Source organism: Serratia sp. Tan611 (assembly GCF_905188235.1).
Lineage (GTDB): Bacteria > Pseudomonadota > Gammaproteobacteria > Enterobacterales > Enterobacteriaceae > Serratia_B > Serratia_B rhizosphaerae.
In genome coordinates, this window is the sequence record NZ_LR994655.1 from 3,166,040 (window position 1) to 3,188,887 (window position 22,848).

Genomic DNA, 22,848 nt, shown 5'->3' on the forward strand with positions numbered 1-22,848 from the left:
GGCACAATAAGGCTGGCATAGGGACGGGGAATGCGCCACACGGGCGCAATAATTCAGAAAAGACGTGCGAAAATCTCTCATACGGCGAGAGATTGAGGAGAAAAGTCAGCCTCGCGTTACTGCACCAGCGTCAGCGCGCGTTTCGGCTGGCCCGGTGCGGCAATCATCGCCAAGAGTTGCGCTTTCACCGCCTGCGCCGCTTCAGACAGCGGCTGCTGAACAGACACGCACAGCGCCAGCGGCAATGCCAGCGACGGATTGCTGATACGCGCCATCCAGGCTCTGGCCGGGCCGGTCAGCGCCCGCGCGGCGGACTCCGGCAAAATGGTCGCCCCCAGCCCGCCGGCGATGGCGGCGCTGAGCATGGTCGGCGATTCGATCTCGCCGACGACATTCAACGCCAGTTTGCGCACCGCCATCGCGTCTTCAATCTGATCGCGCACGCTGTCTCCCCGGTGCGGTAAAAACAGATTCAGCCGCGCCAGCGCCCGCAGATCGATATAGTCGCCGGGATTAGGCACCGAACGTGACGCCACCAGATACAGATCCTCTTTCGCCAGTACCGTGGTATTAAACCCCTGCGGCGCCTTGGTGCCATAAATAACCGCCATATCCAGCGCGCAGTTGGCCACCTGATCGGTCAGCGCCGGGCCGGTATCCTCATGCAGGCGCAGCAGAATGCCGGGGTGCGCATCGCGCATCGCCTGCAGCAGCGGCATCGCCAGCTGCGCGGCGGCGCAGCCGGAGGCGACGCCAAGGGCAACCTGCCCGCTGACCGCCAGCCCGATGTTGCTGACGGCGGCCTGAGTCTGCTCACACATGCGCAAAATCGTCTGCGCATGGGCATAGAGAATGTTGCCCGCTTCGGTCGGCATGACGCCGCGCTTACTGCGAATCAGCAGTTGCTGCTGAAGTTCGCCTTCCAGCGTCGCCAGCTGCTGGCTTAACGCCGGTTGCGCAATATGCAGCACTTCCGCTGCCTGCGTCAGGCTGCCGATATCGACGATTTTGACAAAGTATTTAAGACGTCTGAAATTCATGGAGCCCCCGTTATGCGCAAAAAACAACGCTAACCCCACAGCAAGATCCGGGCCATAATCGGGGGAAAAAGCCAATGACGCCGCCAACAGGCTAAAAAGGCAGGGAAAACCGGCGCACTCCGGCCGCCGCCGCCCGCCGCCGAAGGCCGGCTACGCCGGCGCGCTGCACCAAAAAGAAGCAGCGCCGCCCGCAGAAACACGCCCAATCACTCAATAATGCAGCAGGTTGGGTATTCTTACAGCAAACGCGTCAAAATGCGTTTTTTCATGCTTTACAAGCCCCTGCCGCCTCGCTATTATGCGCCCCGTTCAAACGATTCCTCTGTAGTTCAGTCGGTAGAACGGCGGACTGTTAATCCGTATGTCACTGGTTCGAGTCCAGTCAGAGGAGCCATATTTAGAAAAGCCCGCTTAAGGCAACTTAAGCGGGCTTTTTGCTTTTCTATATATAGACTATCCCCTTCAGTCAGCCTACGCGCTTTATCATTCACCCGGTCAATTGCTCAATCGTAAACGGTGATTGATTCATTGTTACCGGTATTTCCAGGGTCAATTAATTGCCATATTGATAGTTCATTTATTTTCAGTGCGTGAAAAAATTACAAATTAAAATTGGAGTTGTTTTTATTTTATTTTTGTTTTAGTCTAACGAAAATAGATAAGAAGGGAATCTTAATGAGTACTTACAAAGAGATAGCAAAACGCATCGCGAAGATTATTGTTTCTCCCGAAACGGCAATTGGTTTTGTGCACGGTGTATTATCCGTACCTCAAGACTTAGGTTATCTGGCCTATGGTTATCTGAATACAGAATCCAGATATAACAGAGACACGGAACGCATCAGGTTAATTAAGGCGGTTCGCTTTGGCATTCTTCAAAATGAAAGCTTTATAAACACAATAGAAACCATATTAAAAAAATTCAATCAATACGTACCGAAAAACAAAAGAGATAACATTTACGCTAAAATCGGATCGTCTATAGTGGGTCGTACAGTCACCAACTCCATAATATCAAAAAAAATAGCAACATCTATAGCTCAACGTAGTACTCTTATGATCGCTCTGCGAGGTGGCATTGTCGGCAATACGCTCTTAGCAGGAGGCATGGCAGAACGTAGCATTTATACGTCTCAAAGGCTTCAACGCACTGAACCAAAAATATATAACGCGTTGCGCCCAAAAAATTATGACTTCCTTTATTTTATTGTTGAGCCGGCTTTACATCCTTTTGTTGAAGCATTAAGAGTGAGAAGAACGCAGGGAGAAGCAGCATTCAATCAGATTCTAGAGCTTGTAGAGAAAGAGGTTAATTATGGGAAATGATAAAAAAGGAAAGTTACCAATCGGAAAACGCATATTCCATAGTTTTCTGGAGTACTCTGTTTCTTTACTTGGCGGAGTATTAGTTTTTTTATGTATCTATTGGTTCTTCCACTTTGAAACATGGCATGAAAGATTTATATATATTGCTGTTAGTATAGCTGTTGTATATCTTATTGTTAAGCTTCTCCCCGAAAGACCAGAAGAGTAAAGTTTTAATCGTTTAGTTTTATGAGCGCTCAACGTGGGCTGAGTTATATTTTAGAACTCAGCCCACGTTGAGCGGCTGTTTCACGGTTGAGTATTCTGCAAGCAGCGCATGCGGCATACTTACAATTCAATCAGCGAGCGTGAAAACACCTCCCGGTGCATTGTGATGTCCTCCGCCGTATCGGAAAAATGGGCGGCCAAACCCGGAAACAGGCATCGCCACCACTGAGTCCCATCCGCTGTTCATTTAATCAAGCTAAACTCCTTATCGATCAGGTCATTAACCGTCACGCGATTTGGCAGAATCTTTAACTGATAAAACAAATCGGCCACGGGCTGCAGCACCTGAATGTCCTGTTGATTGACGCTATGCGCGCCCTTTGACGTCCGACCCGCAATGTGCCGGGCGGTTTTCAGCGGTAAACGCGTCAATTGAGCGTAAACCTTGGCGTATTCCTCCGGATGGTCGATCGCCCACTGCCGTGCTCTGGCGACGCGTTCGGCAAAATCTTTGATGGCCGCTCGCTTGTCCGCATCGGCCAATGAGCGCGTCGTGGCGGTCAGGAAACCGAGCGACGGCGTTAATCCCTGACCATCACGCAGCAGGCGCGCGCCGCTTTGCTCCGCAACGCCCAAATAGGGATCAAAAACCGCCCAGGCCGCCACCCTGCCGGTGCTAAACGCCGCGCTGGCATCGGTGGGCATCACAAACTGAACCTTCACATCTTCCCGCTTCAGCCCGGCCTCCTGTAATGCCGCATACAGCAAGTTTTGCGAGATGCTGCCACGCGCGGAGGAAACCACCACCGTTTGCCCTTTCAACTGCTGAACGCTGTGCAACGGCGAATCCTTCGGCACAATAATCCCGTTAGACTGGCCATAGCCGACGTTGGTTTGAATCAGCTTAAAATCCACCCCGCCCGCCGCCGCCATTAATACCGGCAGATCCCCGGCATAGGACGTATCTACGGCGGCCGCGCGCTGCGCTTCAAACAGCGGCGCCGCCCCCTGGAAATTGGCCCATTGATACTGATAAGGCGCATCTTTCATCACGCCGGCGGCCTCCACCAGGCTGCGCAGCCCGCGGGCCTGATCGCCCAGCACCAGTTTGGCGTCGCCGATCGCCCCCTGTGCCAGCGGCGCCGTCAATAACATGGCGCCCAGCCCCACAACCCTAAGTAAAACAGAAAACTGCGCCATACTTTTCCTCTTTATCAGTGACGGTGATGCGTATTGTCCGATGGGTCAGAGCACGTTAAAGCCATGGGTTGCATCACGCGCCAGCTGTTCCACCAATCCGAACTCCCAGTCCAGATACGCTTGCATCGCGTCACGCGGATTGTCGGTGCCTTCATACGGGCGGCGATAGCGATCGATGCGCGGCGCGGCCAACCGCCCTTCGCCCTTTTCCAACGGCCGGTTTTCAGCTATCCACGCCTGGGTGCCGCCGGCAAGCAGCTGCACCGGCTTGCCGGTCAGCGCGGCCACTTCCGGCACGGCATAGCGCGCCAGCAGGCTGCTGCCGCAGGTCACAACATAGCGTTCCGCCGGCGGCAGTTTTTCCAGCGCCAGCGGCAACTGTGAACGGATGACCCAATACGCACCGGGAATATGGCGCGCCACATAGTTGGCGCTGGTGGTGAAATCCAGCAGCACCGTGCCTTCCTTCGCCAGCAGTGCGGCCAACTGCGCCGGGGTGATGTCATCCGTCGGCGGCGACGGCGGTAGCTGCGCCGCCGGGCCGCCCTGCTCGGTAAAGTCGGCGGCGGACAGCCCGTCCACCACCGCCGCCTCCCAGCCCATCTGCGCCAGCCAGGAGGCGCTCATGTTGGCGCGCACGCCGTCATCATCCACCAGCACCACGCGGGCGCCGCGCACGCTGGCATAGTGATCTGTTTCCTGCACCAATTGCCCGCCCGGCGCGCTATCACTGCCCGGCACATGCCCGGCGTGATACTCCTCGGGGCTGCGCACATCAAACAGATAGGTGGTGCGCGTCGTATCCTGCCGCCACAACCCAAACGTCTCGCGATCGATACGCACGACACCGGCCGCGTCCGCCACCCGCCGGGCCTGTTGCTGAGCCTGCGCCCGATTCTCCACGCCGTCCGGGTAGCGGCGCTGCTGTTGGCTTTCCAGCGCAAACCCCGCCAGCTCCCAGCCGATCGTACCATTGCGCAGCGCCGCTACCGGGTTGCTGATGCCGGCATTGATTAACGACTGGGTACCGATAATGCTGCGGGTACGCCCGGCGCAGTTAACAATCACCTGCGTATTGGGATCCGGCGCCAACGCGTTGATCCGCAACACCAGCTCCGCCCCCGGCACGCTGGTGCCGGTGGGGATACTCATGGTTTGGTATTCATCAAAACGGCGCGCATCGACGATCACCACATCGGCATGCTGATCGATCAGCGCCTTAACCTGCTGCGCGGTCAGCGATGGCGTATGCCTGCGGCTTTCCACCAGCTCGCCAAAGGCCTTGCTTGGCGTATTGACGTCCTGGAAAAGCTCGCCGCCACCGGCTTGCCAGCCCGCCAGACCGCCGGCCAGCAGAGCGACGTCGCCATAGCCGAACTGCCGTAACCGCGCTGCCGCCTGTTCGGCCCGTCCGTCACCGTTGTCGTAAACGGTAATGGGGGTGCCACGGCGCGGAATGCGCCGGTAGGCCTCCAGCTCCAGCTTGCTCAGCGGAATATTGACGGCAAACAGCGGGTGGCTTTGCGCAAATTCAGCCTCTTCGCGCACATCGATCAACGCCAACTCCTGCCGTGCCAACAACGCGGCGCGCAGGGTGGAAAAATCACGGTAAACAAAGGCAGACATACTTATACTTCCTTAGAAAGATCCCAGATATTAGGCAGTTGGGTGTTCGAGTAGCCGGAGATAAAAGGCTTCACCGCGCCACTTTCGCCATACACCGCCCGCTTGACGGCACCGATATTGCCGCCGTACACATGAATGCTGATTGATACGCGATCGTTAAACGCATTACTGACCTGGTGAATATCGCCCTCCTGCTCGGACAGTTTCACCACCTGCCCGGCGGTTAACCGCTCGGCGCCGCCTTCGGGCCGGGGCACGCCCTGGCCGTCGAGCACGTAACGCTGGTTGATTTCGGCGCCGCGCAGCATGCCAATCAGTCCCCACACGCGGTGATCATGGATCGGCGTAACCTGCCCCGGCCCCCAAACAAAGCTGACGATGGAAAAGCGCTGGGCGGAATCAACGTGCAGCAGGTACTGCTGGTAATGCTGAGGGTGTGGGCGGGCGTATTCTTCGGCCAGCCAGTCATCCTGGCTGACCAGTTCGGACAGCCATTGCGCCGCCTGTTCCAGCCGCGCCGTATCGCCCAGCGGCTGTTGATGCAGTCGGGCCAATTGTTCGATGAACCCGCGTAAACGGTCTAAGCGTAATGGCACTGTCATAGGGTTTTCCTGTCTGAAACCGTGCCTATCACGCTAACAAAGAAGTTTTTATTATCTAAATGCATTTTTGTAATAAACTAAAATGCATTATTCACATAAAGAGAGTTTTCATGCGTACAGACGACATTGACGCACTGCTGGCGGTGGTGCAATTCGCTTCTCTTAGCCAGGCCGCGGAATACCTTGGCATTAGCCAATCCGCCATGACCCGCCGTCTGCAAAGCTTTGAACAGAGCCTGGGCACCACGCTGCTGGATCGCCAAACCAAACCGCTTAAACTGACGGCCATCGGCCATCGCGTCTATGAGCAGTGCCTGACGATCAAACGCGAAACCAAGCGGTTGGAAAGTTTGCTTAATCAGGATGCGGAACCGCGCGGCCCGCTGCGCCTGGGAATTCCGCAGAGCCTGAGTGAAATTGCCTTACGCCCGGCGCTGCTGGCCCTCGGCGAACATTACCCGCAACTGCGCCCGCAGGTGGTCTGCGGTTGGGGCGGGCAGCTGATAAAGCGCCTGGAAAACGTTGAGTTGGACAGCCTGCTCGCCATGGGGCCGGCTCAGCAAACCTTTGATGACAGTCTGACGGCCAAGGCGCTGTGCCCGCTGGAGGTTGTGGTGATCGCCGGCAAAAACCTTAATCTCAACGCCAGCCGTCTCGGCCGTTGCGCACACCACGGCTGGGTATTGAACCCCGACGGTTGCGGCCTGCGCGCCGGCTTAAACCGCGACCTGCAGTCGCAGGGGCTCGGGCTGAAAATCAACGTGGAAACCGCCGGCGCGCAGTTGCAAATCAGCCTGGTGGCCCAGGGGTTGGGGCTCGGGCTGGTGCCCCGGGCCGCATTAACCCATAGCCCGCATCAGGACGAGATCGCCATTGTTGAGCTGACCGACTTCCAGCCGAAGGTCCAGCTGTGGCAGGTCAGCAGCCCGGGACTGGGCAACCTGCAGCGGCCCACTACCTTTTTTGCCGAGAAGATCGTGCAGTCGCTTCGCGATTAATGAGATTAAAAATAACAAGTTAGAGTTATAATTAACTTTTCGCATATTAAGATATGATAAAAATGCATTTAGATCATTAGAGCATCGCGTATAGGGTATAAAAACAACGCTGCTTATCGCCAAACCTTTGGCCGGCAGCCCAACCCTATCACGCATCCTGGCAAGGAGTTCTAATGAGCGTCCAATTTTTAGGCATGATCGGCCACCGCCTGTCTTCGGAAATCATCCCCCCGGCAGGCCCGATATTTGACCGCGACTACATTGTGCGCTTTGCGCAGACCCACGAGGCCGCCGGTTTTGACCGCCTGCTGGTCGGGCATTGGTCCGATCAGCCCGACGGTTTTTTAGTCACGGCGCTGGCCGGGCTATCCACGCAAAAAATCAACTTCTTACTGGCACACCGTCCGGGCTTTGTCTCGCCGACCCTGGCGGCGCGCAAATTCGCCACGCTGGAACATCTGCTGAACGGTCGCCTGGCGGTGCATATCATTAGCGGCGGCAACGACGCCGAGCAGCGCCGCGACGGCGACTACCTCGATCACGATCGGCGCTATGCCCGCACCGATGCGTTTTTAGACGTTGTGCGTCAGGTCTGGACTCAGGAACGACCGTTTGACGCCGCTAACGATTTTTACCAGGTCGAGCAGGCCTTTTCGGCAATAAAACCGCTGCAACAACCCCATATCCCGATCTTTTTCGGCGGCTCATCAGACGCAGCGATCGCCGTGGCCGGCAAGCACGCCGACGTGTTTGCCCTGTGGGGCGAATCGCTGGCGCAAACCCAGGAAACCATCCAGCGTGTACGGGCCGAAGCGGCCAAACACCAGCGCCACATCGACTTCAGCGTGTCATTCCGGCCGATTATCGCCGACACCGAAACGCAGGCCTGGGAAAAGGCCGAAGAGATCCTGCATGTCGCCACCGAACATGCCGCGCAAACCGGCGTGAGCCATAAGAACAAGCCCAACAGCGTGGGCGCGCAACGCCTGCAGCAAACCGTGGCGCAGGGCGACGTGGTGGATAAACGTCTGTGGACCGGCATCGCCAGACTGGTCGGCGGCGGGCACAATTCCACTGCGCTGGTGGGCACGCCGGAGCAGGTGGCCGATGCGCTGCTTGATTACTACGATCTGGGCGTGCGCAACTTCCTGATCCGCGGCTTCGATCCCCTGAATGACGCGCAGGAATACGGTAAAGCACTGTTGCCGATCGCCCGTGCCAAAATCGCCCAACGCAACGCCAAACAAAGCGCCTGATGGCCTACGGAAGAGGCACCTCGTATGAGCTCCGTTCAGTCTATCCCTCTCCTTGCGCGGCGACAGCGCATACCGGCGCCGCTCGCGCAGATCGCCGAGCAACTGGCGCAGCAGGCCGCAGCGCTGGATCGCAGCGGCGAGTTCCCGCACGCCAATCTGGCCCTGCTGCATGAATATGGGCTGCTGGGCCTGGCCTGTGAGCAGCGTTATGGCGGCGCCGACGCCAACCTGCCCACTCTGCAGCAGGTTGTCAGCGCCATCGCACAGGGCGAACCGTCAACGGCGCTGATCGTCTGCATGCAGTACCTGCACCACCTGCGCCTGGCCGCCAATCCCAAGTGGTCAGAAGCGCTGCGCTGCGCAATCAGCCAAAGCGCGGTTCAACACGGGGCGCTCATCAACAGCCTGCGGGTCGAGCCGGAACTGGGTTCCCCGGCGCGCGGCGGCCTGCCCCGCACCGTGGCGACCCGCACCTCGGCCGGCTGGCGGCTCAACGGCCACAAGCTCTATACCACCGGCATTGACGGGCTGAGCTGGCTGGCCATCTGGGCGCGCAGCGATGATGCCAACCCGCAGGTGGGCACCTGGCTGGTGCCGCGCAACAGCCCGGGCATCACCATTAAACGCAGTTGGGATCATCTGGGCATGCGCGCCAGCGGCAGCCATGAGGTGATCCTGCACGATGTGACGGTGCCGTTGAGCCATGCGGCGGATATTTACCCGGCCGATCGGCCGCCGCCGCCGGATACGGCGCAGATCCGGGCCGCCGCCAATGCGCACGCCGCCCTGCTGCCGGCCATCTATGACGGCATTGCACAGGCGGCGCGCCGCTGGCTGATCGCCTGGCTGCAACAACGGACGCCGACCAGTCTGGGCGCACCGTTAGCCAGCCTGGCCCGCGTACAGGAAACCGTTGGGCAAATCGACGGCCTGCTGCTGGTCAATCAGAGCCTGCTGCGTCAGGCTGCGGCGCAGGCATTCAGCACGGAACAAGCCAATCTGGCGAAAGTGACCATCACCGAAAATGCGATAGCGGCGGTGGAAAAAGCGCTGACGCAGAGCGGCAACCACGGCCTGACGCGCCATAACCCGCTGGAACGCCACTACCGTAACGTACTCTGCGGACGGGTACATACCCCACAAAACGACAGCGCATGGATCAAAGCCGGCCAGGCTGCGTTAAGACCACAGGACGATAATCAACATGTTGCGTATTAAATCCCCCCTGGGCGCCCTATTGCTGCTAGGCCTGGCAGGCCTGCCGCTGCTCGCCGACGCACGTATCACCTTGCATATCGCCGATCAAAAAGGCGGGATGCGTTCACAGCTGGAAGCGGCCAACGAACTCGCCAACCTGCCTTACGATATCAAATGGGCCGAGTTCCCCGCTGCCGCCCCGCTTGCCGAAGCGCTGAACGCCGGCGCGGTCGACGCCGGCATTATCGGCGATGCGCCATTGCTGTTTGCCCTTGCGCAGGGCGCACCGGTGAAAGCGGTCGCCGTGGATAAAAGCAATCCGGCGGGCACCGCGGTGCTGGTGGGCGAGAACTCGCCGCTGAAAAGCGGCCAGGACCTGAAAGGAAAGCGCATCGCCACCGGTAAAGGTTCGATCGGCCACTTCGTGGCGCTGAAGGCGCTGCAACAGGCCGGCCTGACAACCGCGGACGTACAGCTGGTCTTTTTAGGCCCCGTGGATGCCAAGATCGCGCTGCTCAGCGGCTCGGTCGACGCCTGGGCCACCTGGGAGCCTTACACCACCCAACTGGTTAAAACCGGGCAAGGGCATGTGCTGGTCAGCGGTAGCGGTCTGCTGCCGGGGAATACCTTCCTGGCGGCCACCGATGTCACGCTGCGCGATAGCGCCAAACGCCAGGCGCTGCAGGATTATCTCCGCCGCTTGGCCAATGCGGAGCGCTGGGCCTACGCCAACCTCGACAGCTACGGCAAAACGCTGGGAAAAATTATCCGTTTCCCGCCCGATATCGCCCGCGAGCAGTTCGCCAACCGCCAACTACGCTGGCAACCGATTGACGCACAGACCGTGCGCCAACAGCAGGCCACGGCCGATTTCTATCAGGCTAACGGGCTGATCCGGCAACCGCTTGACGTTACTCATACCTTTGATAAGGGCTTTAGCGTGCCGCCGCAAACGCCACAGGAAGGTCAGCCATGAAACACCTTGCCCAGTATTCACGCCGCAGATTTCTCAGTTTGGGAGGCAGCCTGCTGGCAGCCCCCGCGTTGGCCGCCCTATCGCCGACGCTGTTCGCCCATGATATGACCGCCATGCATCAGGAGGGCGGCAACGCACTGCGCCTGCCCGCGCCTTATAAGTTGAAACTCGCCATCAACCAGAGCGCGATATGTATTGCTCCCGTCACCGTGGCGGAGCAGCAGCACTTCTTCAGCAAGTACAATTTGGACGTTGAATTTGTCAACTTCGGCAACTCGACCGATCTGCTGTTGGAAGCGATCGCCACCGGCAAAGCCGACGCCGGCATCGGCATGGCGCTGCGCTGGCTGAAGGCGCTGGAGCAAGGTTTTGACGTCAAGCTCACCGCCGGCACCCACGGCGGCTGCCTGAATCTGCTGACCGCCAAAAATGCGCCCTTTACCAGCCTGGACAAGCTGAAAGGACAAACCATCGGCGTGACCGATATGGCCGGCCCGGACAAAAACTTTTTTGCCATCCTGCTCAAACGCCACGGCGTAGACCCGATCGCCGACGTGCAGTGGAAGGTTTATCCCGCCGATTTATTGAGCGTCGCGTTGGATAAGCAGGAAATTGCCGCCATCAGCGGCAGCGAACCCTTTAGCTACCGCTTATTGGCGAGCGGCAAATACCAACTGCTGGCAAGCAATATGACCGGGGAATACGCCAATCTCAGCTGCTGCGTGGTTGGCGTCAGCGGATCGCTGGCGCGTAAACACAAGGCCGCAGCGGCGGCGTTAACCCAGGCGCTGCTGGATGCCCACAGCTACGCGGCAGAGCACCCGGAAAGCGTTGCCGACGCCTTTATGGCCCACGCGTTAAACACCAATGTCAAAGAAGTGGCCGGCATTATCCATGGCCAGGCCCACGGGCATCACGCAGTGGGGGAAGCCTTCGTCAAAGAGCTGACCCAATACGTCAGCGATTTACAGCGGGTACAGGTAATTAAACCCGGTACCGATGCCCACCAATTTGCGGAGAGCATCTATGCCAACGTATTTGCTTGATAGCACTCTGAAAAGAGAGAAAACCGCCGGCGAACGGATCTGGCTTACCGGCCTGCTGGCCGCCGCCGCGTGGCTGGCGTCCGGGCTTATCACCACCTATTGGCCTGACGCCAGCCGCCAATGGCCATACAGCCGGGCCTGGTCCTGTCTGCAGCTGACGCTCGGGGTGGCGTTGCTGGCCCTGGCGCTTGGCTATCGGCGCTGGCGCGGCCGCGGGCAGCGCTTACAGCGCGCCGGGCAGTGGCTGATCGCGCTGCCGCTGTTTTTCAGCCTGTGGGAGCTGCTCACGGCGAAAACCGGGCTGCTGCCGGTGCCGTTTTTCGCCCCGCCGCAGGCGCTGATTGAGGTTTACCTCACCGACTGGCCGCGCCTGCTGAACAGCCTGTATCACTCGCTATCGTTACTGTTGCTGGGGGTCGCGATCGGCACCCTGAGCGGCTTTGTCAGCGGCGTGGCGATCGGCTGGTCGCAGCGCATCGGCTATTGGCTGCACCCGATACTGCGCATTCTCGGGCCAGTGCCCTCAACCGCCTTGCTGCCGCTGTGCCTGTTTATTTTCCCCAGCAGCTTTGCCGCCAGCGTGTTCCTGATCGCGCTGGCGACCTGGTTCCCGGTTACCGTGCTCACCTGGTCGGGCGTCGCCAACATCGATAAAGCCTACTACGAGGTGGCGCGCACCCTCGGCGCCAGCCAGCGCTTTTTAATTTTCCACGTGGCGATCCCCGCCGCCCTGCCCAGCGTGTTTGTCGGCTTGTTTATGGGGCTGGGGGCGTCGTTTTCAGTGCTGATCGTTGCTGAGATGGTCGGAGTGAAAGCAGGCATCGGCTTTTATCTGCAGTGGGCGCAGGGCTGGGCGGCCTATCCCAATATGTACGCAGCGCTGCTTGTGATGGCCTTTCTGTGTTCAGGGCTGATCGGCCTGCTGTTTTTCGTCCGCGATCGGCTGCTCGGTTGGCAAAAAGGAGTGATGAAATGGTAGCGCAAGCCGCACAGGCCCGGATAAACGCCAGAGGGACGGCGGTTGACGTGCGCAACGTCAGCCACCGCTTCACCCTGGGGCAACGGGAAATAGCCGTGCTGGATAACATCAGCCTGAACGTTGCCCCCGGTGAAAGCGTCGCCCTGCTCGGCCCTTCCGGCTGCGGGAAATCCACGTTGCTGCGCCTGCTGGCCGGGCTGGAACCGCTGCAGACCGGCCAACTGCTTGCTGACGGCCGCCCGCTCGGCGCCCCCAGCCCCGAGCGCATTCTGGTTTTCCAGGATCCCACGCTCTACCCCTGGCGGACGGTGCGGCAGAACGTGCTGCTCGGGCCGCAGGCGCAGGGGCTGAGCGGCCAGGAGCAACGGGCCGACAGCCTGATTAGCCGTATCGGCCTTAACGAGTTCGCCAACGCCTACCCGAAGCAACTCTCCGGCGGCATGGCCCAGCGCGCCGCGCTGGCGCGCGCGCTGCTCAACGAGCCGCGCCTACTGTTGCTCGACGAGCCGCTGGGAAAACTGGACTCGCTGACCCGCATCAGTATGCAGCGCGAATTGATTAACCTGTGGCAAAGCCAGGGCTACACCAGCCTGCTGGTCACGCACGATATTGAAGAAGCGCTGCTGTTGTGCGATCGGGTGATCGTGCTGTCGCCGCGTCCGAGCCGGATTCTGGCGCAGTTTACGGTGCCGCTCGCCTACCCGCGCCACCGGGACGCCCCGCTGCTGATTAAACACCGGCAGGACATTCTGAAAATTCTCGGCCAGGAGATCGATTGGTAACTTTACTGCCAATCGCGGCCAACACCGATCAAACCACCGCTAACGGGAGTTGTTATGTCTTTACTGTCTGTCCCTACCCCCTCTATCGACCCGGTAAAAAACGGCGTCAGCCAGGAAGAGTGGCAGGTGCGCGTCAAATTGGCAGCCGCCTATCAGTTGGCTGCCCTGTATAACTGGACCGATCATATTTATACCCATTTCTCGGCGCGCGTACCGGGGGTGGAAGAGCACTTCCTGATTAACGCCTACGGCCTGTTATTCAGTGAAATCACCGCCTCCAATCTGGTGAAAATCGACCTGGACGGCAATATCCTTGCCGACCCTACCGGGCTTGGCATTAATCAGGCCGGCTTTGTGATCCACAGCGCCATACACCGCGCCCGGCCCGATCTGCAAGCCGTGCTGCACACCCACACCAAAGACGGCGCGGCGGTCTCGGCGCAAAAAGAGGGTCTGTTGCCGCTGTCGCAACATGCGCTGGCTTACTATTCGCGTATGACCTATCACGAATACGAAGGCGTGGCGCTCGATCTGGATGAGCAGGAACGGCTGGTGAACGATCTGGGCCACAGCAACGTGATGATTTTACGCAACCACGGCCTGCTGGCCGGCGGCGTGAGCATCGAACACGCGTTCCGCGAGCTGCACGGTCTGGAGCGCGCCTGCAACATTCAGGTGGCGGCGCTCGCCGGCGGGCGGGACAATTTACACTACGCGCCGCCGGCCGCGATCGAAAAGGTTAAGGCGCAGTCTGCGCGTTTTAGCAGCGGCACGGATGAGATCACGCAAAAACACTGGGCGGCGGCCATCCGCCAGTTGGAAGCCAGCGGTTTATCCCGCTTTAACCAGTAACTTTTGGCGCTCTTTCTCCGTCAGCCATGAGACATCGCCGTCAACGGCCCGCGTTCCCGCTCTTGTCGGCGCAAGGCACAACAGAGCCGCGCACCAGCAGTCTGGCGGTAAACTCAACCCGATCGGTCAGCGGTTCCTGCCGTATCTGGGCGATCACATGCCGGGCGGCTTCTCGCCCCATTTCATACACCGGCTGCGCCACCACGCTCAAGGGTGGCGTGACGATCTCGGTCCACGGGAAATTATCGTACATGATAAACGACAGATCGTCGGGTATGCGCAATCCCCGCTGCGTCAACTCACGCAGCAGCGACATGGCGATAAGGCTATCGGAGGCCACCAGCGCCGTCGGCGGAGAAGCGCTCTCCCACAGTTCCGCCACAATGCGCGCAATCGAAGCGTCATCCACCGCATTCGCCTTGATCAGCGACGTGTCAAACGGCACGCCGGCTTCAAGAAACGCTTTCTCCATCCCCGCCAGACGCTGCGCTACCGGCGTCGGGCCTAAATCTTCAGGATAGCGCCAGGGTTCCTCACAGCGCATGCTCGTCACATAGGCAATACGCCGGTGGCCGCCATCCAGCATCAGCCGGGTCGCTTCCTGCGCGGTATCGGTAAAATCCACCGAGATGGTGGCAACGCCAAGGCCATGAACCGCCCGGTCAAACAGCACCAGCGCTTTACCGTCGGCGATAATCTGCGCCAGGTGCTGATTATCATTGGCGGCGGAACTGCACGGCACGACGATGATGCCGTCCACGCGTTTTTCCATCATCACGCGCACGGCCTCCTGCTCTTCCTCAAGCTGCTCATCGCTGTTGCTTAACAGCAGATGATAGCCGGACTGTCGGGCGACATCGGCAATGCCGCGCAGCGCCAGGCCAAAGTGCGGGTTTTCGATATCGCCGACGATGACGCCTATCGTATTGGAACGCCCCGTATTCATACTGCGCGCCAGCTCGTTCGGCCGGTAGCCGAGCTTTAACGCCGCCTGATGCACCAGCTTATGTACCTCTTCACTCACTGCGCCATAGCCGCCCAGGGCACGGGCGGCCTGCGCCTTGGAGACGTTGGCTTCCCGGGCGACATCAGCCACGGTCGGCGATTTGGTTTTAGGCATCCTGTTTGTCATAAGTATTCCGAATCACAAGTTAATAACGTGAAGATTGACGCTGCGTAAACGGTGTGCATATTATCATAATAACTGATTGAGACCGGTCTCACAACGATGAGACGGCTTAACAGACACCTGCGCCGATGCTGACAATACAACACCATAATCCCGTCACTTCGGCAGTCTCTGATGTTTAAACAATAATGACGGATGAGCTATGAAATCGCACAAATACCTGCACAACATGACGGCCATACTCCTTGGCTCAGCAGTTCTCCTTAGCGCGCCATACGGCGCTCTGGCCGCCGATAATGATAATCCCTACGGGCTGATCCAGCCCGGCCACCTGCGGATAGCCAGCCTCGGCGATGCCAAACCCTATACGTTCACCGATAAAAACGGCCAGTTCACCGGCTTTGACGTGGAGTTTTTCACCAACGTGGCGCACCGGATTGGGATCAATCAGGTCGATTTTATCGGCCAGGATTTTTCCGCCATTCTGCCCGCCGTAGCCAACGGCCAGTACGATGCCGGCGTCGCCGCTATTGGCATTACCCCGGCCCGGGCAAAGACCGTCGATTTCTCTACCGGTTATCTGGCGGGCTACCTCACCGTACTGACCCGTAAAGATTCGGGGGTGAAGGATGTCGCCTCGCTGGCGAAAAAACGCCTTGGCGTCGTCCAGGGGACACTGCAGGAAAGCTATGCCGTCAAGCACTTTACCCAGACCGACGTCGTGCGTTTTCCCGATAACAATGCCGCCGTCTCGGCGGTGAACAACGGCACCCTGGATGCCATGTTCCTCGATTACGAAGCCGCAAAAAGCTACAGCGATCGTTTTCATCTGGTTAACGCCGCCAATGTTCCCTCGTTTGATGCCCCCGCCGGCATCGCGATCGCCAAGAACAAGCCCGCCTTCAAGGCCGCGCTGGATCAGGCGATCAACGACGCCATGAAAGATGGCACCTGGAAGACCCTGTATCAGAAGTGGTTCCCGGGTTCACCGATGCCGAAGCAGTATCTGCCCGACGGGCAGTAACTCCGCGAACGTTCACGTTCTGAATGCCACCGGGGGTGAGCCGCGCTCACCCTGAAGAAAATGAGGCACGGTTATGGACCTGTTAACCATTCTCTCGCGCACCTTCTTTGATATCCCGTCGATGCTGGAGGTACTGCCGCAGCTGATCGGCACCGGGCTGATAAATACCATCATCATCTCACTGTCGGCGACGGTGCTGGGCACGCTGTTTGGCTTACTGCTGGCCCTGATGGGGATCTCGCCGTCGCGCTGGCTTCGTCTGCCGGCCCGCATTTATACCGACCTGTTCCGCGGGCTGCCGGCGATTCTGACCATCCTGGTGATTGGCCAGGGCCTGGCCCGCTTTAGCTACCAGCTTTTCGGCCCGACGCCCTATCCGCTCGGTATTTTTGCCCTCAGCCTGATCGCCAGCGCTTATATGGGAGAAATATTCCGCTCCGGTATTCAGAGCGTAGAAAAAGGACAAATGGAAGCCTGCCGGGCGCTGGGCATGAGCTACGGCCGCGCCATGAGGCTGGTGATTATTCCTCAGGGGATACGCCGGGTGCTGCCGGCCATTGTGAATCAGTTTATCGCGATTATTAAAGACTCATCCCTGGTCTATCTGCTTGGGCTGATGACCGACCAGCGCGAGCTGTTTCGCGTCAGCCAGGACGCGGCCGTTCTGACCGGCAACCTTTCGCCGCTGATGCTGGCCGGCCTGTTTTATCTCGCCATCACCGTTCCGCTGACCCATATGGTGAATTATGTGGATGTGCGCTTCCGCACCGGCCGCCGCCGTTTAACAGCGCCGAAAAGCGGTCTGAAAGAGGTCGATGAAGTTCAACACCACGCCGACACCACGCTGAAAAACGGTTCGGCTAACGCGCTTATCACCGAGAGAGGTCAGTAACCATGAGCCAGTCAGTGATTCATGAAACCCACCCGACGCCGCAGCCCACCTACCACGGGGCCGGGCTGGAACTGCGGGAGCTTACGCTGGCCTATGGGCCGCTGGAGGTGTTGCGCAAGGTCTCGCTACGCGTCGAACCCGGCACCACCACCTGCATTATCGGCCCGTCCGGCTCCGGCAAGTCGACGCTGCTGCGGGGGATTAACCGCCTGCATGAACCAAAGTCAGGGGACGTGCTGCTGTCGGGCAAATCGGTGCTGCAGGACAAGCCGGATGCGCTGCGGTTGCGTATCGGCATGGTGTTTCAGCATTTCAACCTGTTCCCGGACCATAGCGCGCTGGAGAACGTGGCGCTGGCGCCGTGGAAAGTCAAAGGGCTGCCGAAATCCCAGGCGATGTCGATTGCACAACGGCGGCTGGATGAGGTCGGTCTGGGCCAGCGCACCGATCACCGGCCGCGGGATCTCTCCGGGGGCCAGCAGCAGCGCGTGGCCATTGCCCGGGCGTTGGCGATGGATCCTGAAGTGATGTTATTTGATGAAGCCACCTCAGCGCTTGACCCGGAGCTGGTCAAGGGCGTTCTGACGCTGATGGCGGATCTGTGCCGCTGCGGCATGACGATGGTGGTGGTTACGCATGAGATGGGTTTTGCCCGCAGGGTTGCCGATCAGGTGGTGTTTATGGATGAAGGCGAAATCGTTGAGTACGGCTCGCCGGAAAATATCTTTGAACGCCCGCGGTCGGCCCGCCTGCAGCGTTTTTTATCGGAGGTACTGTAAATGGCATACAAAAGCATCGCCACCGGCCTGATTCGGACAGCGCTGGTCGGTTTTGGCATTTCCGGGCAGGTCTTTCACGCGCCCTTGCTGGCCGCCAATACGCGGTTCCGGCTGGACGCTATCGTCACCGCTAATGAGGAGCGCATCGGCAAGGCGCGGCAGCGTTATCCGCAGGCGCGCCTGCTCGCCAACTGGCAGGCGTTATTACGGCATATCGATAGCGGTGAGCTGGAGATTGACCTGATCGTGCTGGGGACGCCGCCCGCGCTGCACGCCGAACAGGCGCGCGACGCCACGGCGCGCGGCATTCACCTGGTGGTCGATAAACCGTTTGCCGCCAATGCCGCGCAGGCCGAGCAGATGCTCGCCGACGCCCGGCGTGCGAATACGCTGCTGACCGTGTTTCATAACCGCCGCTGGGACGGCGATTTCCTGACGCTGCAAAAGCTGCTGAGTGAGGACGCGGTTGGCGCCGTCCGCACCTTTGAGTCCCGCTTTGAGTGGTGGCGTCCGCAGGGGTTCGGCAACTGGCGCGACCGGACTCCGCTGGCCGAAGGCGGCGGCCTGCTGCTTGACCTCGGCAGCCACCTTATCGATCAGGCGATTCAGCTGTTTGGCCCGGTACGGCAGGCCTCCGCCGAATTGGTTCGCTACGGCCGCCAATCGGACAGCGATGACGATGCGTTTGTCTCACTGCTGCATGAGAACGGCGTACGTTCCCGCCTGTGGATGAACGGCCAGGCGGCGCAGAACGGACCGCGCTTTCACCTGCTGGGCAGCCGGGGCGGCTATACCTGCTGGGGCCTGGATAACCAGGAGCCGTCGCTCGCCGCCGGTCTGTTACCAAGCGACTCGCAATATGGCGTCACGCCGGAGCCGGACTGGGGGACGCTGAGCAATGGCGAAACGCGCCATGCCGTACCGCATCAGCGCGGGAATTACCCCGCGTTTTATCAGCAGCTGGCCGGCGCCCTGCTGGACGGCGGCCCTTCCCCGGTTGATGCCGGAGAAGCGCTGACGGTACTCCGGCTGATCGACGATCTCCATCAACGCTTTGCCGTCCGCTGCGCCTGAACGGCGTGAATTTTATCTTTGCAGAAAAGGAAACAGACATGCCTGTGAAATCTGAACGTAAAACGGTTGTGGTGCTTGGCGGCGGCGTGCTGGGCGTCTCCACCGCCCTGCAGCTGGTGAAAAAAGGCGCGCAGGTGACGCTGGTCACCGAAGCCGCGCTGTGCTCCGGCGCTTCCGGCCGCTCGCTATCATGGTTAAATTCGGCCGGGGAACGATCGGCGGAATATCACGCGCTGCGGATGATGGGCATCGATCGTTACCGGACGCTGTTCGCGGAGGATCCTGCCCGCGACTGGCTGCGCTTTGACGGCGGGCTGTTCTGGGCGGCCAACGACACGGCGGGTACGCTGGCCCGGCACGCCTATGAAAAGGCGCACGGTTACGATTCGCATGTGGTTGACGCGCACGGTATCGCGGAAATTGACAGCGCGGTGAATCCGGCTGCGCCGGCTGAGTGCGCCATCGTCAATCCGGGAGAAGGCTGGGTTAGCCTGCCCGACTTAATCCGCCATCTTCATCAGCAATTTCAGGCGCTTGGCGGGGAGGTGATCGAGCATGCCGGCAAAGCGGAGGTTATGACCGATAAGGGGCGGGCCTGCGGTATCCATTGCCAGAAAGGCACCTTTCGTGCCGATGCGGTCCTGGTGGCCTGCGGGCCGTGGACGCCGGATGTCGTCGCGCCGCTGGGCGTCGCTATTCCCAATGGTTCGCCGGTTTCGATGCTGGCGATCAGCCAGCCCGTCGCGCAGAGCATCAAGCTGGTGATGAATACGCCGCGCGCGGCGGTGCGCCCGAACCCGGGGAGCACCATTGCCGTGGATCACGATTGGTATGAAGAGCAGATCGTTCCACAGCCTGATGGCGGCTACACCATTGCCGAAAGCGTGGTCGATCAACTGATGGAGGAAGCCGGCGCACTCATCGGTCGCGGCGCCCCGCTGCACGCTCAGAGTTGGAAGCTGGGGCTTAAACCTATCCCGGGCGATGGCGAGCCGGTACTCGGCGAACTGCAGAAAGTGCCCGGATGTTTCGTCGCCTTTACCCACTCCGGCGCCACGCTGGCGCTGATCGTCGGCGAACTGCTGGCCGACGAGATTGTTGACGGTAAGCAACACCCGATGCTGGCGACATTCCGCGCCGAACGTTTCCACTGACGATCAACCCGCCTTCACCGGCGGGGAATCAGAAATGCGTCCAGCGTCAGATTATGCGTATGACACCAAACCACTAGGCGGTAAACAGCCGGGGGGTTTGGTGTTTGCCTTTTCTCGCCAACGGCCAACGTTACGCCACAGGCTGGTGCTTCAGGCCGCCGTTCTGCAGCCAGTGATAAAGGTCCGACGTGCTCTTCAGGTGCATCTTGCGCATCATCGAGCGCTTGTACAGGCTGACGGTTTTTACGCTGATTTGTAAGCGCTCTGCAATGTCGTACGGCGTTTCCCCACGGCCAAGGCGGCGCACGATATCATGCTCGCGCAACGTTAACGCATGCTTGTCACACCAATAACAGCGGTGCGCAAAATCGTACCGCATCTCACAGGCTTCCAGTGCGGCGTCAACCTGGCGCATAATTTTTTCCAGCGGGTCGCGGCGGTACAGGCGGCCGGTTTCCCGCTGGCAGGCCGGCAGCATCAGCATCGGCACCTCCGGCCGATCGCGCAGGGTCAGGTACGCCGTAGACAGTCGATAGTCCGGACGCGGCAGCCGGCAGAACTGGCCGGCCACACCTTCGCCGGCGGCAATAATCACCAGATCGGCCGGTGAAGCCGTACTGTATAAATGGCAGACTCCGACGCTGCGGGCGCTAAAATGCTGCTCCAGCGCCAACCTTAAGCCTGTGGCAAAAAAAAGATTGGAGTCGTCGATATAAATGGAGAGTGTCCGGGTCATTGTGTTCCCTCATCAGATGCCACGGGTTGAAAACGCGCGTCCATAGGAAACAGCAGCGCTGCCTCGCGGCGTTGCTGTTCTGCCGGCACATCTTGTTGCTGATACTGCAAAATCTGGATGAATGTGGCGTACACGTTGGCATCGACGCGATGCTTCAAATAACGCTCCGCCCAAGATGCATACTGCTGTAAACGCCGTTCATCCCCCGTCTGGTTAAACGTCAGCAGGGAAGACATTTGCCGGTCAAACTGACGGCGATCGCGATACGCCCAGTAGGTAAACGGCGACATGGCGTCCACATCCTCCATCTGCCTGAAACCGCCCCTTTCCGCCTGCGTCAGCGTATAGCCGCCGCTTAACGCGCCCGCCATCATCACCAGGGTCACCACCGCCAGCAGCTGCGTTCCCCAGGCGATCGGCGCGCGTAAGCGCGGTGACAAACGCCGTCGGCGCATAACCGGCATGGCCCGTCGCTCCAGCATCGCCAGCAGGATTAAAAACGCCATCCAGTGCGGAAACGACAGATAAAAGGGATATTCCGTCTGAGTGTGCAGCAGCAGCGGCAACAGCACGAGAAACAGCGCGATGCCTTCCGCACGTCTTTCCCCCTGCGCCAAACGCAGCGTGTGCCGCAGCAGGACGATGCCGCCGGCGATGAGCAGCGAGGCGCCGGCCAGGGCGATTACACCGCCCTCCACCCACCACAGCAGCAGCTCGTTATGCGGATGACGGGCAATTTCCGTCACCACGGTCGGCACCGCCTGATGCACGCGGAAGTGTTGAAAGCTGTACTCAAAACCGCCGTATCCCCAGCCTGACCACGGTTTCTCTGCAATCATCGCCAGCGTGTCGCGCAGCATGGTGTAACGCGCATGGTTGGAGGCGGTATGACTGACATAGCGCAATCCCTGTTCCGTCAACAGCCCCTGCCACAGGGCCAACAGCGCCAACCCCGCACCCAGCGTGATTAACAGTGCCGCGATCCGGCTACGCCGCGGCGCAATGCGCCACTGTGTCAGTAGCATCAACGCCGCCGCCACGCCTCCCGCCAGCCAGCCGGTGCGCGACTGAACCCAGACCAGCACCGCCGGCAACAGTAACAGCAGCGCGGCCAGCAGCCCGCTGCGCCAGCGTTCAGTAACCAAACCGGGCAGGCCAAACTGCGGCTGTAGCCACAGCATCAGCGTCAACGCCACGCCCATGGCAATAAAGCTGCCCAGCACGTTCGGCTGTTGGAAAATACCGTAGGGGCGACCGCCGGGCACATAATCCATCCACGCCTGCGCCACATCCGGCCAGAACAGCTGAAACAGCGTCAGCGCCGCCTGCAGCGCCACTGCGCACAGCATCATATGCAGCAGCAAACAACGAAAACGCAGCGGCATGCGGTATTGCGACAAGATCAAGTAAAACAGCAGGCCTCCCGCCAGCCCCGCCAGGCGCCAGCCGGCATGCGCCAGCCATTCCGGCTGCGTATAAGTCAGCGGAATAAACAGCAGCGCCGCGCCGCCAATAAACAACCTGCTGACCGATGTTAACGTCAGGTATTTATGCTTAGGCAGGCATTGCCAAATAACCAGCGTTACCGCAGCCATCGCCATCCAGGCAAGACTATTTAGCGGTAAATTCAAACCAATTCCGCCACCGTTTGGCAGGTAAATTTGCATGACAATGATGAACCACAGGCAAAAAATCATTGCTGGCAGCCGCTGATAGGCCAAAAAAGAGGTAGAACAATGTTCTAAATACAAGCGCGCCATCCTCAAATAACTTCCGAAAAAATAATCAATAGCTCACCTAAAAAAACAAACCCCACTGAACAGTGAGCATTAATAATAAAAGGTGGCAACAACACTACCTGCCACGGCAACGTTTACTGACCTCCGCCAGCAGGAATTATCCGGACAAATAATATTTTACAAGCCAATATTGATAGGGTACGTATTATGTAACTCCCCTCGCATCCCCTGCCG

22 protein-coding genes and 1 tRNA gene are annotated in these 22,848 nt (G+C 59.4%); 16 read left to right on the forward strand and 7 right to left on the reverse strand.

The annotated features are described in order from the left end of the window. Window positions 1-116 precede the first annotated feature (116 nt). The gene (gene nac / locus TAN611_RS14995) at window positions 117-1,040 is read right to left on the reverse strand and encodes a nitrogen assimilation transcriptional regulator NAC (protein ID WP_105231756.1); all 924 of its coding nucleotides are present in this window, start codon (window positions 1,038-1,040) and stop codon (window positions 117-119) included. A gap of 318 nt (window positions 1,041-1,358) precedes the next feature. On the opposite strand from nac, the gene TAN611_RS15000 reads away from it, so the two are divergent. The 3 genes from TAN611_RS15000 (at window position 1,359) to TAN611_RS15010 (ending at window position 2,574) form a co-directional block, all read left to right on the forward strand. Beyond that, window positions 1,359-1,434 (forward strand) — tRNA-Asn (locus tag TAN611_RS15000). Window positions 1,435-1,715: 281 nt separating this feature from the next. After that, on the forward strand, window positions 1,716-2,366 hold the full coding sequence (locus tag TAN611_RS15005; RefSeq protein ID WP_203066658.1) for a hypothetical protein: 651 nt from the start codon (window positions 1,716-1,718) through the stop codon (window positions 2,364-2,366). After that, window positions 2,356-2,574 (forward strand): hypothetical protein, encoded by a 219-nt coding sequence (locus TAN611_RS15010; protein WP_203066659.1) that lies wholly within the window; start codon window positions 2,356-2,358, stop codon window positions 2,572-2,574. Before TAN611_RS15005 ends, TAN611_RS15010 begins: the two co-directional genes overlap by 11 nt. 242 nt (window positions 2,575-2,816) lie before the next feature. Here TAN611_RS15010 and TAN611_RS15015 read toward each other — a convergent pair whose 3' ends face one another. From TAN611_RS15015 to TAN611_RS15025, 3 genes are read right to left on the reverse strand one after another with little or no spacing between them, the layout of a single operon-like run. Beyond that, the gene (locus TAN611_RS15015) at window positions 2,817-3,773 is read right to left on the reverse strand and encodes an ABC transporter substrate-binding protein (RefSeq protein WP_232251568.1); all 957 of its coding nucleotides are present in this window, start codon (window positions 3,771-3,773) and stop codon (window positions 2,817-2,819) included. Window positions 3,774-3,818: 45 nt separating this feature from the next. Continuing rightward, window positions 3,819-5,399 carry a rhodanese homology domain-containing protein gene (locus tag TAN611_RS15020; protein WP_203066660.1) on the reverse strand — a complete coding sequence of 527 codons (1,581 nt, stop codon included), beginning with the start codon at window positions 5,397-5,399 and terminating at the stop codon, window positions 3,819-3,821. A gap of 2 nt (window positions 5,400-5,401) precedes the next feature. Beyond that, complete coding sequence (locus TAN611_RS15025) at window positions 5,402-6,001, reverse strand: cysteine dioxygenase (RefSeq protein WP_105231760.1); 600 nt, start codon at window positions 5,999-6,001, stop codon at window positions 5,402-5,404. 110 nt (window positions 6,002-6,111) lie between these two features. Here TAN611_RS15025 and TAN611_RS15030 point away from each other — a divergent pair, with 110 nt between their 5' ends. The 8 genes from TAN611_RS15030 to TAN611_RS15065 all read left to right on the forward strand — a co-directional run bounded on the left by TAN611_RS15030 (window position 6,112) and on the right by TAN611_RS15065 (window position 14,087). After that, the gene (locus TAN611_RS15030) at window positions 6,112-6,999 is read left to right on the forward strand and encodes a LysR family transcriptional regulator (RefSeq protein ID WP_203066661.1); all 888 of its coding nucleotides are present in this window, start codon (window positions 6,112-6,114) and stop codon (window positions 6,997-6,999) included. A gap of 173 nt (window positions 7,000-7,172) precedes the next feature. Then, window positions 7,173-8,255 (forward strand): LLM class flavin-dependent oxidoreductase, encoded by a 1,083-nt coding sequence (locus tag TAN611_RS15035; RefSeq protein ID WP_105231762.1) that lies wholly within the window; start codon window positions 7,173-7,175, stop codon window positions 8,253-8,255. A 24-nt stretch (window positions 8,256-8,279) separates the two neighbouring features. After that, window positions 8,280-9,473: an acyl-CoA dehydrogenase family protein gene (locus tag TAN611_RS15040; protein ID WP_203066662.1), complete on the forward strand. Its 1,194-nt coding sequence runs from the start codon at window positions 8,280-8,282 to the stop codon at window positions 9,471-9,473. Continuing rightward, window positions 9,460-10,428, forward strand: coding sequence for an ABC transporter substrate-binding protein (locus tag TAN611_RS15045; protein WP_203066663.1), 969 nt, complete (start codon window positions 9,460-9,462; stop codon window positions 10,426-10,428). Before TAN611_RS15040 ends, TAN611_RS15045 begins: the two co-directional genes overlap by 14 nt. Then, a complete protein-coding gene (locus TAN611_RS15050) occupies window positions 10,425-11,474 on the forward strand; it encodes an ABC transporter substrate-binding protein (protein WP_111736811.1) in 1,050 nt (349 codons plus the stop codon). Before TAN611_RS15045 ends, TAN611_RS15050 begins: the two co-directional genes overlap by 4 nt. After that, window positions 11,455-12,453 carry an ABC transporter permease gene (locus TAN611_RS15055; RefSeq protein WP_105231766.1) on the forward strand — a complete coding sequence of 333 codons (999 nt, stop codon included), beginning with the start codon at window positions 11,455-11,457 and terminating at the stop codon, window positions 12,451-12,453. The genes TAN611_RS15050 and TAN611_RS15055 overlap by 20 nt, the downstream gene beginning before the upstream one ends. Continuing rightward, window positions 12,447-13,235, forward strand: coding sequence for an ABC transporter ATP-binding protein (locus TAN611_RS15060; protein WP_203066664.1), 789 nt, complete (start codon window positions 12,447-12,449; stop codon window positions 13,233-13,235). Before TAN611_RS15055 ends, TAN611_RS15060 begins: the two co-directional genes overlap by 7 nt. Before the next feature lie 54 nt (window positions 13,236-13,289). Further along, the gene (locus TAN611_RS15065; RefSeq protein WP_105231768.1) at window positions 13,290-14,087 is read left to right on the forward strand and encodes a class II aldolase/adducin family protein; all 798 of its coding nucleotides are present in this window, start codon (window positions 13,290-13,292) and stop codon (window positions 14,085-14,087) included. Between the two features lie 40 nt (window positions 14,088-14,127). Here the strand turns inward: TAN611_RS15065 and TAN611_RS15070 are convergent, their stop codons facing one another. Further along, complete coding sequence (locus TAN611_RS15070) at window positions 14,128-15,219, reverse strand: LacI family DNA-binding transcriptional regulator (protein WP_111736809.1); 1,092 nt, start codon at window positions 15,217-15,219, stop codon at window positions 14,128-14,130. 199 nt (window positions 15,220-15,418) lie between these two features. Here TAN611_RS15070 and TAN611_RS15075 point away from each other — a divergent pair, with 199 nt between their 5' ends. From TAN611_RS15075 to TAN611_RS15095, 5 genes are all read left to right on the forward strand, one after another. After that, window positions 15,419-16,240, forward strand: coding sequence for an ABC transporter substrate-binding protein (locus tag TAN611_RS15075; protein WP_105231770.1), 822 nt, complete (start codon window positions 15,419-15,421; stop codon window positions 16,238-16,240). 73 nt (window positions 16,241-16,313) lie between these two features. Further along, a complete protein-coding gene (locus TAN611_RS15080; protein ID WP_203066665.1) occupies window positions 16,314-17,132 on the forward strand; it encodes an amino acid ABC transporter permease in 819 nt (272 codons plus the stop codon). A gap of 2 nt (window positions 17,133-17,134) precedes the next feature. Continuing rightward, window positions 17,135-17,911: an amino acid ABC transporter ATP-binding protein gene (locus TAN611_RS15085; protein ID WP_105231771.1), complete on the forward strand. Its 777-nt coding sequence runs from the start codon at window positions 17,135-17,137 to the stop codon at window positions 17,909-17,911. Next, a complete protein-coding gene (locus TAN611_RS15090) occupies window positions 17,912-18,985 on the forward strand; it encodes a Gfo/Idh/MocA family oxidoreductase (protein WP_105231772.1) in 1,074 nt (357 codons plus the stop codon). 38 nt (window positions 18,986-19,023) lie between these two features. Then, window positions 19,024-20,139, forward strand: a complete 1,116-nt coding sequence (locus TAN611_RS15095) for an FAD-binding oxidoreductase (protein ID WP_105231773.1) — start codon at window positions 19,024-19,026, stop codon at window positions 20,137-20,139. Between the two features lie 130 nt (window positions 20,140-20,269). Here TAN611_RS15095 and TAN611_RS15100 read toward each other — a convergent pair whose 3' ends face one another. Continuing rightward, window positions 20,270-20,875 carry a LuxR C-terminal-related transcriptional regulator gene (locus TAN611_RS15100; RefSeq protein ID WP_203066666.1) on the reverse strand — a complete coding sequence of 202 codons (606 nt, stop codon included), beginning with the start codon at window positions 20,873-20,875 and terminating at the stop codon, window positions 20,270-20,272. Then, window positions 20,872-22,506, reverse strand: a complete 1,635-nt coding sequence (locus TAN611_RS15105) for a Wzy polymerase domain-containing protein (protein ID WP_370576230.1) — start codon at window positions 22,504-22,506, stop codon at window positions 20,872-20,874. The genes TAN611_RS15100 and TAN611_RS15105 overlap by 4 nt, the downstream gene beginning before the upstream one ends. Window positions 22,507-22,848: the final 342 nt, after the last annotated feature.